Source organism: Ruegeria sp. AWH4_226 (genome assembly GCF_056159225.1).
The window spans coordinates 255,758-270,897 of the sequence record NZ_JBSWUU010000002.1 but is presented as its reverse complement, the minus strand read 5'-3'; the positions used below and the strand labels follow the sequence as shown (position 1 = coordinate 270,897).

10 protein-coding genes, 2 tRNA genes and 1 pseudogene are annotated in these 15,140 nt (G+C 55.5%); 8 read left to right on the top strand and 5 right to left on the bottom strand.

Features of this window, described 5'->3' with window-relative positions:
• Positions 1–3 precede the first annotated feature (3 nt).
• Positions 4–1,347, bottom strand: a complete 1,344-nt coding sequence (locus ACXAET_RS16655; protein ID WP_475187632.1) for a Na(+)-translocating NADH-quinone reductase subunit A — start codon at positions 1,345–1,347, stop codon at positions 4–6.
• Positions 1,348–1,635: 288 nt separating this feature from the next.
• Here ACXAET_RS16655 and ACXAET_RS16650 point away from each other — a divergent pair, with 288 nt between their 5' ends.
• Together ACXAET_RS16650 and ACXAET_RS16645 are read left to right on the top strand one after the other, a co-directional pair.
• Complete coding sequence (locus ACXAET_RS16650; protein ID WP_475187630.1) at positions 1,636–2,751, top strand: THUMP domain-containing class I SAM-dependent RNA methyltransferase; 1,116 nt, start codon at positions 1,636–1,638, stop codon at positions 2,749–2,751.
• A 112-nt stretch (positions 2,752–2,863) separates the two neighbouring features.
• Positions 2,864–2,940: transfer RNA gene (locus tag ACXAET_RS16645), tRNA-Pro, on the top strand.
• 81 nt (positions 2,941–3,021) lie between these two features.
• Here the strand turns inward: ACXAET_RS16645 and katG are convergent.
• The gene (katG, locus tag ACXAET_RS16640) at positions 3,022–5,199 is read right to left on the bottom strand and encodes a catalase/peroxidase HPI (protein WP_475187629.1); all 2,178 of its coding nucleotides are present in this window, start codon (positions 5,197–5,199) and stop codon (positions 3,022–3,024) included.
• 122 nt (positions 5,200–5,321) lie between these two features.
• Here katG and ACXAET_RS16635 point away from each other — a divergent pair, with 122 nt between their 5' ends.
• The gene (locus tag ACXAET_RS16635; protein ID WP_475187627.1) at positions 5,322–6,218 is read left to right on the top strand and encodes a hydrogen peroxide-inducible genes activator; all 897 of its coding nucleotides are present in this window, start codon (positions 5,322–5,324) and stop codon (positions 6,216–6,218) included.
• Positions 6,219–6,587: 369 nt separating this feature from the next.
• On the opposite strand, the gene ACXAET_RS16630 is transcribed toward ACXAET_RS16635, so the two are convergent.
• The 3 genes and pseudogenes from ACXAET_RS16630 to ACXAET_RS16620 form a co-directional block, all read right to left on the bottom strand.
• Positions 6,588–8,135 carry a phospholipase D family protein gene (locus ACXAET_RS16630; protein WP_475187625.1) on the bottom strand — a complete coding sequence of 516 codons (1,548 nt, stop codon included), beginning with the start codon at positions 8,133–8,135 and terminating at the stop codon, positions 6,588–6,590.
• 144 nt (positions 8,136–8,279) lie between these two features.
• Positions 8,280–8,477: pseudogene (locus tag ACXAET_RS16625) on the bottom strand (hypothetical protein); the annotation flags it as partial.
• A 363-nt stretch (positions 8,478–8,840) separates the two neighbouring features.
• Positions 8,841–8,925: transfer RNA gene (locus tag ACXAET_RS16620), tRNA-Leu, on the bottom strand.
• 750 nt (positions 8,926–9,675) lie between these two features.
• Between ACXAET_RS16620 and ACXAET_RS16615 the strand changes: the two genes are divergently transcribed.
• The 5 genes from ACXAET_RS16615 to ACXAET_RS16595 are packed head-to-tail and all read left to right on the top strand — an operon-like array spanning position 9,676 to position 15,140.
• A complete protein-coding gene (locus ACXAET_RS16615; RefSeq protein WP_475188416.1) occupies positions 9,676–10,083 on the top strand; it encodes a hypothetical protein in 408 nt (135 codons plus the stop codon).
• A gap of 2 nt (positions 10,084–10,085) precedes the next feature.
• The gene (locus ACXAET_RS16610) at positions 10,086–12,095 is read left to right on the top strand and encodes a dynamin family protein (RefSeq protein ID WP_475187623.1); all 2,010 of its coding nucleotides are present in this window, start codon (positions 10,086–10,088) and stop codon (positions 12,093–12,095) included.
• 8 nt (positions 12,096–12,103) lie between these two features.
• Complete coding sequence (locus ACXAET_RS16605) at positions 12,104–13,828, top strand: dynamin family protein (RefSeq protein ID WP_475187621.1); 1,725 nt, start codon at positions 12,104–12,106, stop codon at positions 13,826–13,828.
• A 22-nt stretch (positions 13,829–13,850) separates the two neighbouring features.
• Positions 13,851–14,252, top strand: coding sequence for a hypothetical protein (locus ACXAET_RS16600; RefSeq protein ID WP_475187620.1), 402 nt, complete (start codon positions 13,851–13,853; stop codon positions 14,250–14,252).
• Positions 14,253–14,276: 24 nt separating this feature from the next.
• A complete protein-coding gene (locus ACXAET_RS16595) occupies positions 14,277–15,140 on the top strand; it encodes a hypothetical protein (RefSeq protein ID WP_475187618.1) in 864 nt (287 codons plus the stop codon).

The window sequence follows — 15,140 nt, the reverse complement described above, 5'->3', positions numbered from 1 at the left end:
GGATCAGCCCTCCTTTTCGATTTTTGTCAGGCAGTCGCGCAGCGCCAGCCCGTATTCATATTTTGCCGGGCACGCAAAGCCGACAAGGCCCAAATCTTCTTCGTCCAGTTCCAACGCGCCAAGGGCCTGTGCGCTGTCTGTATCCATGACCAGCAGCGCGCGCAGCAACTGCGTCGGCAGATAGTCCTGCGGCATCAGCCGCTCGAACGTACCGGTTGGAACCATAGCCCGTCGACCACCGTTCAGATTACTGGTCAGGTTGAAAAGCTTTTGCGAGAAGGCCGAACCCAGCACCGGTTGTACCGAGAATTTCGATGGCATTGGTCGAATCCAACCCATCGGGATCTGGTCGTGATCCTCGCGGATGATGCAGATCTGGCGCGCAAAGCGGCCCAGATAAGCCGTCGGACCTTCGGCCTGCGTTCCGGACAGGATCGAGCCCGAGATGATCCGCGGTGTACCGTCGAGGTTGATTTCGTGAGACGTCAGGTCATCCGTCGATGCGCCCATCACGGTTCGGATCAAGCGCGGTTGCCGCGCGCCTGGACCGCTAAGCGCAATCACGATGTTTGGATCCAGGTGCCCCGTCAAAACAAGTCGGCCTATGGCGATTACGTCCTGAAAGCCGATGGTCCAGACCTTTTTGTCGCCGGCCAGCGGTTCGAGGAAATGTATATGCGTTCCGGCCAACCCAGAGGGGTGCGGACCAGAGAAAGACGCCGCCTCAACCCCAGGAACATCTGCGCCTGGAATGCTGTCACCCTCCTTGTGGCAAAGATAGGTTTTGCCCTCGGTCAGTTTGGTGATTGCGCCAAGACCGGTCGTAAAGGCCTCTTCCGCGTCCGAGATAATCACGGCCGCATCAGCGGCCAGCGGCTCACTATCCATGGCAGTAACGAAAATCGCCGCAGGTTTGCTGCCCGGCTCGGGCATTTTCGAATAGGGCCTGGTGCGAAACGATGTCCACAGACCCGCCGCGCACAATTTCTCGGCCACGCCTTCGGCAGTGTCCGACTTGCCCACGTCCGAGAAATCAAGCCCTGCATCATTGGGGTCTGATACCTCAATCACAACGCTCTGCAGTACACGGCGCGCGCCACGGTTGATGGCGACGACCTTACCGCTCATTGGCGCAACCATCATCGCCTCTGGCACGTCCTTGTGGCAGAACAACGGCGTACCGCGCTGCACCGCCTCGCCCTCTTGCACCAGCATACGGGGTTTTAAACCCATATAGTCACTGCCCAAGACGCCGACGGTCTTGAATTCCGGTCCCGGATGGATGGTTTGATCAGGCGCACCCTGCACCGGTAACTCCAACCCTTTTTTCAGTTTGAAAGTTTGCATGTCGCTACGGTCTTCCAAGCCTCTTTATCTGCGCCAGCTTTGCCGACACCTTGATGGGGTCAAACAATAACGCGGGTCTTCTGTGCAGTCGCCGTAAAAGCGCCGAAAGGCATACAAAATCCGCGGGCGTAATCCTGATTGTGGCCCCTTTACGCGGGGATTATACCAAAAGCAAACCTGTTACCGCCATAATTGAACGTTCCGTGTCATTTTCCTGGGATACTATACGTTTTGTCGCAGCTTAAATTGCATATCGCGCCCGGATTACTTGCAGTGTAAGCACGCGCAATGGAACAGAAGCACGAACTTGAGTTTTTTCTGGTGGCAACCCCCGGGCTGGAGGCTCCGTTGCTTGCCGAGGCGGTCGAGAAGGGATTCGCAGGTGCGAAACGCGTTCCCGGTGGAATTACGTGCCACGGTGACTGGCCAGAGGTCTGGCGCGCCAATTTATGCCTTCGCGGGGTCAACAAGGTTCTGGTCCGAATAGCCAGTTTTCCGGCGGTTCACCTCGCCCAATTGGACAAACGGGCGCGTAAAGTCCCTTGGTCTGAAGTCTTGCGGCCCGACATACCGGTGAAAGTTGAAGCCACAAGCCGGAAGTCACGAATCTATCACGCCGGGGCCGCTCGTCAGAGGATCGAGAGAGCGATCTCAGAAACACTCGGTGCACCAATTTCAACCGAGGCAAGACTGCGTGTGTTGCTGCGAATTGAAAAGGACATCTGCACTGTTTCGATCGACACCTCTGGCGAGCTATTGCACAAGCGCGGTCACAAGCCCGCTGTGGCAAAGGCGCCCATACGCGAAACAATGGCCGCAATGTTTCTGCGTGAATGCGGCTTTGATGGGTCCGAACCCGTTTTGGACCCGATGTGCGGTTCAGGCACGTTCGTCATAGAAGCAGCCGAGATGGCGATGGGGCTGAACCCCGGTCGGTCACGTCATTTTTCTTTCGAAGACCTTCGTGGTTTCGACGCGCAGCAATGGGTTGAGATGCGCAGCAACAGCCCGCAGGAGCCAATCAGCTCAGTGTTTTTTGGATCAGATCGCAACGCCGGAGCCATTGAAGCGGCCAAAGCCAATGCCGAACACGCTGGAGTAGCGGGAAATACCCGGTTTTTCTGCCAATCTGTCAGCGACATCAAGCCACCTCCGGGTCAGGCGGGACTTGTCATCGTAAACCCGCCCTACGGCTCCAGGATCGGAGACGAAAAACGCCTGCGCTCCCTTTACGGCAGTTTGGGTAAAGTTTTGTTGTCGCGGTTTACAGGTTGGCGAGTGGGCATTGTAACCAGCAGTCAATCTTTGGCGCGGGCAACCCGCCTGCCCTTGATGCCAGCAGGTCCGATTGTCGATCACGGCGGCACGAAAGTCCGGCTGTATCGATCCGATTCCCTAACGTGAGGCATGCCAAACGACAGGCTGTGCGAGTTTCAGGTGAACAAGAATTCCAGCACGCGCCTTAAGAATACCCCTTGCGTATCAAAACACCCAAGTATAGATCACGCGCCACGGTCGGAGTGTAGCTCAGCCTGGTAGAGCACTGTCTTCGGGAGGCAGGGGTCGGAGGTTCGAATCCTCTCACTCCGACCAATAAAACAAGGCCTGTAACTTTTGGGCTTGGTGCCCATTCAGATCGTTCGGGCAGCAACGCCGCCCGAACATTTCGCTCGTTTAATGCAACAGGTCGAAACGGTCAGCGTTCATTACCTTGGTCCAGGCCGTCACAAAGTCGCGTACGAATTTTTCGGCGTTGTCGTCTTGGGCATATACCTCGGCATAGGCTCGAAGGATCGAGTTTGAACCAAAGACAAGGTCTGCGCTGGTTGCAGTCCACGTCACGGCTCCGGTAGCGCGGTCACGTATCTCGTAGGTGCCATCTTCAACCGGATGCCAACTATAACGCATGTCGGTCAGGTTGACGAAAAAGTCATTGGTCAACTGGCCTTCACGGTCGGTGAACACCCCGTGCTTGGAGCCGCCATGGTTTACCCCCAGCATACGCATGCCACCAATCAACACAGTCATTTCAGCGGCTGTGAGCCCTAGGAGCTGAGCCTTGTCAAGCAACAGCTCTTCTGGTGCAACTGCGTATTTTTCTTTCTGCCAGTTGCGGAACCCACAGGCGAGCGGCTCAAGCACATCGAAGCTTTCGGCGTCTGTCTGCTCGTCAGACGCATCGCCGCGCCCCGGAGAGAATGGGACTTCTACATCATGACCAGCCGCCTTGATCGCGCGTTCAAGACCCAAATTGCCAGCGAGCACGATGACATCGGCCACCGATGCACCAGTCTCGGCCGCGATCGGCTCCAGAACACCCAGAACTTTCGCCAAGCGCTCTGGCTCGTTGGCCACCCAGTCTTTCTGAGGTGCCAGCCTGATGCGGGCGCCATTTGCGCCACCACGCTTGTCAGACCCACGGAAAGTCCGGGCGCTGTCCCAAGCCGTCGCGATCATGTCAGCTGCCGAAAGACCGCTCGCTTCGATCTTGGCCTTCACGGCTTCCGTGTCGTAGGACGTGGAACCAGCCGGAATTGGATCTTGCCAAATCAGATCCTCCGCCGGAACATCCGGACCGTAGTAGTTTGCCTTGGGTCCCATGTCCCGGTGGGTTAACTTGAACCAAGCACGACCAAATGCGTCTGCGAAATACTCCGGATCGGCTCGGAACTTCTGGCAGATTTCGTTGTAGATTGGATCGACCTTCATTGCCATGTCGGCGTCGGTCATCATCGGCATCCGACGAGCAGAGGGATCCGTTGGATCGACTGGCATTTCGCCTTCGGGCATATCAACCGGCTTCCACTGGTTGGCTCCGGCGGGCGATTTGGTCAACTCCCATTCGTAGCCGAACAGATAGTCAAAATAGCCCATGTCCCATTGGGTCGGGTGCTTGGTCCAGGCACCTTCGATCCCTGAAGTAAAGGCGTTTGTCGCTTTCCCGTCCATTCCGGGGTTGTCCCACCCGAAGCCTTGAGCATAAACCGGGCAACCTTCAGGCTCTGCTCCGATATGGGCGTGATCACCTCCACCATGCGCTTTGCCGACGGTGTGGCCGCCGCAAGTCAGCGCTGCGGTTTCCTCATCATTCATCGCCATACGGCCAAAAGTTTCACGCACATGCAGGGCAGTACGGGCTGGATCAGGGTTGCCGTTAACACCCTCGGGGTTCACGTAGATCAGACCCATGTGAACCGCCGCCAGCGGATTGTACAATGTCGACGTGTCGTCCAGATCGCCATAGCGGTTCTCAGACGGCGCAAGCCATTCATTTTCCACGCCCCAGTTCACGTCCTGCTCGGGGCCCCAAATGTCTTCGCGGCCAAAAGCAAAGCCGAACGTTTTTAGCCCCATGGATTCATAGGCCATGTTCCCGGCCAGAATTATCAGGTCAGCCCAGCTGAGTGCATTTCCATATTTCTTCTTTACTGGCCAGAGCAGTCGCCGCGCTTTATCAAGACTGGCGTTGTCTGGCCATGAGTTGAGAGGCGCGAAGCGTATGTTGCCCGACCCGGCACCGCCGCGACCATCACCCATTCGATATGTACCAGCGGAATGCCATGCGAGCCGGATCATCAGGCCGCCATAATGCCCCCAATCTGCTGGCCACCAGCTCTGACTGTCTGTCATAAGGGCTTCCACATCAGCTTTGACGCCTTCATAGTCCAACGCCTTCACGGCTTCGCGATGGTTATATCCCTGATCCATCGGGTTCGTGCGCGCACCGTGCTGATGCAAAATGTCCAGATTCAGTGTTTTGGGCCACCACTTGGTGACGCTGTTACCTAGCCCGGTATTGCCACCGTGCATGACAGGACATCCGCCGGCAGGATCAATATTGTTGCCGTCCATAGTTCTCTCCCTGGAGTTAATTTGCGTGGAGCGCAGAGTTTGGTCTTCAACTAGAACAATTCTAACTACGACTCGCAATAAACTCCAATTGGATATTCAAAAGGTTCTGATAAGCTGAACTCATGATAGCGGTGACCCTAAAACAGCTTTGGTACTTCGACGCTTTGGCCAAACAACGAAACTTCGGTCGGGCTGCGAAAGCCTGCTCTATATCGCAACCTGCGTTGTCCCTTCAGATCAAGGAGTTGGAAGCCCTGTTCGGCGCGCCGTTGGTCGAGCGACTGCCCCGCGACATCCGCCTCACTCCGCTGGGCGAAGATTTGCTCGAAAAGGCGCGGCAAATTCTGTTTTCGGTGGACGAGTTGGAAGACCTTGTCCGCGCATCGAAGGACCCGTTGGCAGGACGCTTGCGACTTGGCATCATACCTACGGTCGCCCCTTATTTTCTGCCGACCATAATTTCTGCGTTGAAAAGCAAGTTTCCCAAGCTCGACTTACACCTCCGCGAAGCGATGACGGCAACCCTGATTGAGGAAATCCAGGAGGGCGGCATTGATCTTGCGGTTGTGGCCCTGCCGATCTCGGAACCAGCACTTACGGAGTTTGCTCTTTTCGAAGAGGATTTTGTGCTGGTCCGAATGCCGATGGATGCAGGCAAGCCCGTCCCAAGCCCCGAGACACTGCGAACGATGCGGCTGCTGTTGCTGGAGGAAGGGCACTGCTTTCGCGATCAAGCACTTTCGTTCTGCCAGTTTGGTGAAAACAGGCCCAGTGAATTGATGGAGGGAAGTTCCCTATCAACGCTGGTTCAGATGGTCGGCGCTGGCATGGGCGTTACGCTGATCCCAGAAATGGCAGTTGAGTTAGAGACGCGATCCGCCGACGTGTCGGTTGCACGGTTCCCACGCGCGCGTCCATCGCGAAAAATCGGCTTGGTCTGGAGGCGGACAAACCCGCTGTCTGATCAACTCATGCAAGTTGGTGCTGTGATACGCGCGTCAAGGGACGATAGAACCTGAAGCACTCGGCAAGTCGTGGCTGGCGACACCGGGCACCAATATATGGTTTTTTTGCATAGTCCGCCCTGCGAGCGAAGGCTCTTTGCCGGGGTCCAACCGACTTCTAATTCGGTGACCCTTTTGTTAATCAATCTCCCTCAACAACCATTCTGCCCGCTTTACGCTCTCTTGCGCCGTACCGAGTTTTCGAACCAAACGGGATTTTCTATCGAAGTTTTTTCGCATCAATTTCGGCTTAAAGATCCACTACCGTTTTTTGCAATCGAGTGATGCTCGAATAGCCAGGGGCGAAGGTGATGCTGCCTCTGATCAACTGGCCAGCGACGCCAAACTTCCTCTACTGGTCGCAGGTGACCATGAAAGCGCGACCTAGAGCATCCATTCAACGGGCAGCCAGCTTACAAAAGTCGCTAATGCACGTTGAAAAGCCGTCGTGCCGGGCTCCGCCTGGTGGATCGCGACCTCGCCGTTGCCAAGGTCTTCTATCCAAATGATTTCGTTATTCTCAGAAAGCTCGACACTATAGACGGTATTGTTGCTGTCCATTGCGTTCACCATCGCGGTGGCGATCCGAGGGCTTTCGATCAGGAAGCCCATCTCGGTGTTCAGCGATGCGGACCTGGGATCAAAGTTAAAAGACCCGATGAATATGCGTTGGTTATCAATAGCGAATGCTTTTGCATGCAGTGACGACAAAGAACCGCCGAGAAGCTGCGCCAGCGAGGTTGCAGGCGGTATGTCCGGCTGCGATCGAAGCTCGATGACTTCGCCGCCCGCGCGCACGATCTCATCGCGGTACTTCATCCACGCGCTGTGCACGGGCATGACGTCTGTTGCCTCCATGGAATTCGTCATGAGACGGGTCTCCACGCCTTCGGCGAGCCACCCCTTGATGAGTTCCGTGCCCTTTTCGCCGGGGATAAGATAGGCGGACACGATATCGACGCGCTCTCGCGGTTGGCCGAGCAATCCGGACAGCTTAGTCAACAGAAGCTCATCCCGATCCGCGTCGCCAAGTCCTTTTGCGGGATCATCGCTGACAAGGGTGACATTCGTCCATTCCAGATCAAGTGTCCTTTGGGCTATGCGCTCCATCAGACGCGATGACTTGAGGCCAGCTATATAGTCAGAGCCGATGATGCTCTGACGTGCTTTATCGGCTTCTCGGGCAAGCTCTTCCGATCCGTCGCTGGATCGCGCAAGGATACGGTCTACCGGATAAGACGACTTGCTTGACCAATACCGGTCGAAATTTTCCGCGACATCCGCAGCCGCCGGACCCACGGCCAGAACATCAAGATCAAAATAGGCTTCGCCCTCGCCATAGGCGAAGTAGATATCGCCGATATTGCGACGACCTATCACGGTTGCAACACCATCGACGGTCATTGACTTGTTGTGCATCCGTCGGTTGAGGCGCGGAAAATCAAAAAGGTAGGACACGAGCTTAGGGTCCCGGAGCGTGAACGGATTGAAAATTCGCACGTCAAACGTTGGCAGTTCGTTCATCGCCGACAATACGTTGTCCAGACCGGGAATTCCGTTGTCATCAAGAAGAAGCCTGACCCGGACCCCGCGTTCCGCCGCCTTACGGAGTTCGTCCAGCAAAAACCAACTCGTCGCGTCGCGTTGCCAGATATAATACTGGACATCAATCGACCGCTCAGCCGCCCGAACCAGAAGAATTCTGGCGACGAGCGCATCGCGACCATCAGCTAGAGGGTAAACCCCACTCAGGCCGACATTTTCTTCTATTCCAGGCAGGAACGCTTTTCCGAGCGTAGTCTCGCCACTTGCCGGGATGGCAGCGGATGCTGCCCGCTCGGTGTTATCCGGAAGGGGAAACGCAAATCGCATTGCGAAGACCGCGGCACTCCCGATTACAAGAAAGAAGAGGATAAATCTAAGGACTCGCATAGTTTCTCCTCTCCGCACACCACAGCCGCTAAGCTACGTCCTCTCACCGGTCCACATTAATTGTTAGTGCATGATTGGCCGGTTTTCTATTGTGGCAGTGTTTTAGGTTTCGGGCTGACTGTGGATTAGCAAAACAGCGGTATACTAGCCGTCGCGAGACGCTAGAAAACTGCTTTCATGCCCCAGAGTCCGGACACATAGCCAATAGATGAACAAAGCGGCGAGAGCGATTGCTGAGAGGAAGACATTTGGGCACCTGTCGTACCGCGTCGCCTCACGACGCCAGTCCTTCAATCTGCCGAACATAATCTTGATCCGATTGCGGCGTCTGCGCGTCGCTTTTGCAGAAAATACAGAGCAACCACAGCCCTTTCAGCACACGAACCAGGTGTAGGATCAGGACAGCGCATCGGCGATTGCGCGGTAAAAATCGACTTGTTCCGCACGGCTGGCGCTACGTAGACGCAGGATTATTGGCCGAAGTAGGGTGCTCCGGCGTCGAAATTCCAACCGTTAGGGGACATAAGACTTTGTTCATGACACAAAAACACCGCGCTCCGGCGATTCAGAAAAAAATCTCAACGATAGCGCAACGACGCAGAGACAGGTGAACGAAAAAGCAACCGAACATGAAAGTGCAAAGCTCATTAAATCGGTAACTGGCACAGACAGAGCGAGATGCAAGAAATATCAATGAATTCAGTATGGTGCGGGTGGAGGGACTTGAACCCCCACGCCTTGCGGCGCCAGAACCTAAATCTGGTGCGTCTACCAATTTCGCCACACCCGCTGAACCGACTCTGTGCGCCGGCTTGATGCGGTCAATAGCAAAGCCCGCAGCCGAGTGCGAGAGGGAAATCGCCTGAAACCGCAGAATATTGAACAAGACTTCGCGACAATCGGTGCTCCTGTCTGAGCTTTCGTTCGCTCACAACCTTAACGGTCTTCAGGCTTTGCCAAGGTGTCAGAACACTTCCAATCAATATTTTTGTATTCAGATTAGTTCTTACGACTATTCAAAAATACAGTGGAGAAAAAATTTGCCTACCATCCATCACATTCGATTGTTTCCTAAATGTGAATAATGAGTCGGATTTGTTCTCAAGTTAAACGCGTTTAAGCTGAATGAAAATGACAAAGGCTGATTGCAAAGCATGCGGCGGTCATAGTCAGGGCACCTTGAAACCAAGCTACGTTGCTTGGATCAAATTTGAAGTGATGAAAGAAATAGCCCCGAAAACAAATACAAAAGTTAAGTTTTCAGCATCACACGGACTATTCTGACCGCAGTATTTTGGGATACAAGGCTACATAGTTTGCCTCGCTCGAGTGCCACTGGCACGACCAGGGGTTGTGGCGTAACTCAAGGTACCAACCTTAATTGCGCCACATTTCAAACGCCAAAAAATCTTATTCGCGTCAAAATAACACCGCCTTGCCAACAATGATGAGGAAGGGGAGTTAACGAGTCTTTTCGCCCCTGGGCCTAGTGTAAAAATTTTTGCTCAACTCGAATACAAGGGTCTTAGCCGTGACCAACATGATAAACTCTGCTGCTGCTGAGCAAGATGCCGTAGGTCTTGCCCGCGAAAGTTTTCTTGGTGAACTGAAGTCCCTCAATCGGGACCACCCGAACACTGGCTTTGGTCTGTCGCTGCGCACGCACTCCGGGGGGCACTATCTGCTTGCCAATTCCCGGATGCCGCTGCCTGAGACAAAGTCAAAAGGTTTCCCTACCGGGCGCCGTCTGGCGCTTTTGGAGAATAGTGAAACATTCAGCTCTATCGAAGTGCTGGCTGATTCTGGGGCTTATGAGTCCATCTCACCCGGTGATGAGGCCGCGATCCTTGGAAACGCGCTGAATCTGATCGCAAGGATCGACATAGTGACCAGTTCTGCTGACGGTCAGGAACATCACCACATAGCCGCTACTGGGACCGGAGGTTGACCATGGCCCGAAACGACCACCTTCTGTCCGTAGGAAACGAAGCGCTGTCGCCCATGACCACGGCCATGGCAGCGCTTGCGACCCAGATCGACCAGTTGACCGAAGTGGCAGATGCCCGGTCCTCGGCGCGGTTGGCGACTCTCAAGACGCGGATGGAGAACTTCACGGCCAGCGTAACACTGGTCGGACAGGTCAAAGCCGGTAAATCCTCGATTGTGAACATTCTTGCGGGACGCCCTGCCCTGCTTCCGTCGGACGTAAACCCGTGGACCTCTGTGGTGACCACGTTAAACATCAACACGCGGACTGAAGGCGACAAAAAGGCCAAGTTCACCTTTTTCGAACAGGAAGAGTGGGACAATCTGATGGTCGGCGGCGGTCGTCTTGGTGAGCTCGCCAACCGAGCCGGTGCTGATGACGAAATGGACGATATCCGCCGTCAGATTGCTGAGATGAAATCCAAATCCGAAGCCCGTCTTGGCCAGCATTTTGACCTGATTCTGGGGCAGAGCCACCAGTATGAGTATTTCGACGAAGAATTGGTTCAGCGCTATGTGTGCCTGGGCGACGAGGACGACCCGGACATCAATCCAAAGACCGGCCGCTTTGCCGATGTGACCAAGTCGGCCGAACTGTTCATGGACATTCCGCAATATCCGATCTCGCTGAAACTGTGTGATACGCCCGGCGTCAACGATACCTTCATGGTTCGTGAGCAGATTACCCTGCGCAGCCTTCGCGGCTCGGAAGTTTGTGTTGTTGTATTGGCCGCAAGCCAGGCATTGACAACCATGGACATGGCGCTGATGCGGATCATCGCGCAGTTCGAAAACCGGCAGATTATCCTGTTTGTGAACCGCATCGACGAATTGTCCGATCCGGTCAATCAAGTGCCCGAGATTCGTGACCGGATCAAAGACACGCTGAAACAGAATAACATCGACACAAACACAAGCGTTGTGTTCGGTAGCGCGCTATGGGCCGAGGCTGCCCTGACCGGCAATCCCGATATTCTGACAGATGAGTCGCGTCAGGCGCTCAATACCTTCTATCTGGCAGCCGGATTCGGTGATCAGGCCCCCTCGCTTGACAAGATCTGGGCGCTGTCCGGTCTTCCCGACCTGTTACTCGCAATGAATGAGCGGATCGCCGAAGGGGCTGGTACCCGCCTTCTGGACCGTGTGCGTCATCGCGCCCGCAACATCGCCAGCCAAATTCGCGCGACAGCAGTGGCCAAGACGCTGTCCAAGGGGCAAGGCGTGGTACGTGAGATGGACGGCGTCGCGCCCGAAGACGCGGTCGCTAAGGTGACCGAAGAATATGAAAAGAAGGTTGCCGAACTGACGGCCTCATTGCGGGACAAAGTGCTGCAACGTCTCAAATCAGCCGAGACCAATTTTGTAAAACGCGCCACGGATTCTTTGATCGCACATCTTGAGAAGAAAGGTGAACAAGGTACCTGGCAGTACGACCCCGCGGGCCTGCGGACGCTGCAAAAGGCGGCTTACTTCAGTTTCGCACGCTCAATGCGCAAAGAGGCTGGCGCGCTTTACAGCGCGGCTGCAAATGATGTCGAGGCTCTGTATCAAAAGTTGCTGGGTAATCATCTGGGTGAATTCAGCATCGAAGCGCCTATCGTGCCTCGCGTCCCGCCACCACTGGGCATTGGGCGCACCATCGCACTGGATTTGCAAAGCACATGGTGGCGTCGTTGGTGGCAACGTCGCAAAGGGTTCGAGGCATATGCTGCAGACTACACGCGCCTGATTGCGTCCGAGGCGAACTCGATCACCAAGGACCTTGAAGAAAACCAGATTGCGGCGGTTCTGGAAAACGTTCGCGCAGGTCTGACCGATTTCCTGCGTGAGCAGAGCGAGACCCTGCTGAGCATTTCGGCCTCGGCCGAGCAGGACCCAAACCAGGCCGCCCTGATGGCGGGCATGACGCCCAAGAAGTCACGTGACGATATCCTGGGCGACATCCTGAAAGATCTTAGTAACGAGGCAGCATAAGTAGCGACATGGCAAAAGACACACAAACCCGCTTCGTCTCTCCTAAGGCATGGGAACGCATTGAGCAGTGGTCCCGACGCAAACCGATTTTTGCACTGATGGGGGAATTCAGCGCCGGAAAATCGACACTGATGAACTTTCTACTGCGCTCGCACGCCTTGCCGACCCAAGTCACGGCCACGCAGTTGCCGCCCGTCTGGTTCAGCTGGGGCAAACAATCGGCCTACATACAGCGCGACGATGGTACGCGCGAGGATATCACCCTCGATCAATTGCACGCAGTGCGGGTAAATGATGCCCAATTCATTCGCATTTTCCTTGAATCCGACATTCTGGAAGCGGTCGACCTGATCGATACCCCCGGCATCTCTGACCCAAAGATTTCTAGCGATGTTTGGCGCCGCGCGGTTGGACAGGCTAATGGTGTTCTGTGGTGTACACATTCGACCCAAGCCTGGCGGGAAACCGAGCGGGCGACATGGGTGTCGCTGCCGGAACGACTTCAGCATAACTCGCTTTTGCTGGTCACCCGGGCTGACGCGCTTGACGCTAAGGATCGCCAGAAAGTTCTGCGCCGAGTGAACCGTGAGGCGGGGCACTTGTTCAATCGGTCAATTCTGTTTTCGGCCCGCGATGCCATCGTTGCACGGGACAAAAGCGGCGATGCCCAACTTTGGGCACGCAGCGGTGGCGGCAAGATGGTCGACAGCTTTCTTGAAATCACCGAACAGATTATGGACCACCGCGCCGATATGCTGGCGCGGTATCAGATCGACAACAGCCTGTCCGAAGCCCCACCCGTTCAGCCGACCCGCCCGAAGCGGAAGGCGGAACAGGATGAAGATGCAGCCCCATTAAAGCTTGTGAACCCGGTTCCAGACGCCGAGGCGGCACCCGCAGACGAAGTTGTCACCAGCTTTCCCGTCCGTCCAACCCGCGTTGAGCGCCGTAACGACGACTCTGATCGCGACGAGCGCATTGACGCGGCAAAGGCCGAGCGGTTGCGTGCCGAAATGGTTGCAGAAACACAGGCGTCCGAGCCCGTTGAGGCCAGCGAGCAAGACGAACTGCGTGCGTTTTTTCGCGACACGCCGAGCAACGGGCTGAGCCTAGCCGATCAAAAGGACTCACCAAGAGACGATGGCCCGTTGGGCTTTGCAGATGACGATGAGCTGGACGAGGACGACACTGACGACGTTTTTCACTTTACAGTGGAAGATCCTGCAACACCTACGTCCGACCCATTCTTGGGTTCGTCCGAGGATGAACTAGCTGACGTGTCTGAGGCGGTTGATGCGTCGGCACCAAACGAAAAGCGCGCCGAACTTTCAGTGTCCTCGATCACCGCCTTGCTGGCTGAGCAGACGAAAGGTGCTGAGGACGAGTACGAGCCCGAGCCTGAATCAAACAGTCTTGTCGACATGCAGGTTGTCCCTTTGGCCAACGCGGTAACTGCTGACGATAGTGACGCGCCGGACGAAACCAGCAAGACCCAGAAAGGCGTGCTGAGTGTCGCGAGTGAAGCTGCCCTCAGTGCCGCGTCCATGTGGCGTGAGATGACAGAAGAGGAAGATTTGCCGGATGACGCCGAAGGTATGAAAAAGGTTTTCAGCGATTTCCTGGAAGAATTCGACCAGATCGCAGCCGAACACTATGCCCGTCGAACCAAAGAACCGGTGCACCAGGTTCCGGGTGCTTCGAAAAACGGCGGGGCGGAACGCCATGTGTTGTGACGCAAGACACGAGTAGTATGAAATGACGATTGAAACCGCACTGCGTAGCGCGATGGAAACCATACCCGACTGCATTGCAGCCGGGTATGTTGATATGGAAACGGGAATGTTGCTGGGGATCAACACCTTAGACTCTGACAGCGCTGAGGTTCTGGACAGTTTAGCCCTGGCCGTGGCTAACCTGTTTCAAGGCCGGGGAATCAAAGCGTTTGAGGACCTGCTACGCACGGCCGAAGCTGAGGAATCGGGCAACTCGGGATTTGGGGAAATCGCGGTGTTTTCGAAAGATCGGCTGAATATCTTTCTACGGACTCAGGAATATCCTGATCACGTGGTCTGCTACATTTGTCGCAACAGTGCCAACGTCGGGTTGGCGCTGACGAAATCACATCTCAGCCTGGGGCCAGTCGCGGCCGCAGTCTAGACCGGACCAGAGGGGGGTCACGGCATGATGGATACAGACATAGTTGAGATGCTTGATGAAATCGGGCGCTCGTCTGTTGCCCGCCTGAAACCGGCGGTGACCTTGCCTGGTGAAAGCACTGCGGCACGACGCGAAAAAGTGTTGCAGACCATTCGCGGCACTATTCTGCCTCGCCGATTGGAATTTACCGCGGCCAATGGCGATTGCCTTGCCATCGAAGTGAACAGCTCTCGGGTCACTGACATATTCCGGGTTCCATCCGGTGTGGCCCCGGATTTTGAAACCGAGTCCCGTGAAGATCTGGCCGGCAAGCTGGCGCAGCTTGTAACTGAAATCGCGTGTGCTCCGGCTCCGCTTGAGCTGATTTCGCTTCAGCCTGATACCACGCTTGAGGCGGATGATGTTGGTATCACTTTCAGCGAGATCGAAGCCTCCTGCACGGAATTGGAGGAGGCTTCAGAACCGGTCATATCCATCGTCCCAACTGACACTGACCGCTCGGCACCCGCCGACGATACCGTTGAAGACGACAGCACAAGACCCTTCGCGCATAGGTTTTATGAGGGCGCGGAACGGTTCGCCCAAGGCCGGGTTCTGTTTTCGGATGGCAAAACGCATGATGCAGATGGCACCTGCAAAGAGAACGAGCCACTACATCCGAATTCCGATCTGCTTGATCGCTTTACTCGCGACATTGCGGGTTGGGATCGTGAGACGTCTGCGGTCATGGACCATCCGCAGCTTATCGTCATGCGCCCGTCTGGTGGCAAAGGCACCGGTTTGGCCGTTTTGAATGATGGCGCAAATGTCGCTTTGGCCGTTCACGAAGCACGCAAGCTTGGTGCAGTTGTCAATCTGTGGGCCGCGTTAAAAAGGCCGGACGGATGA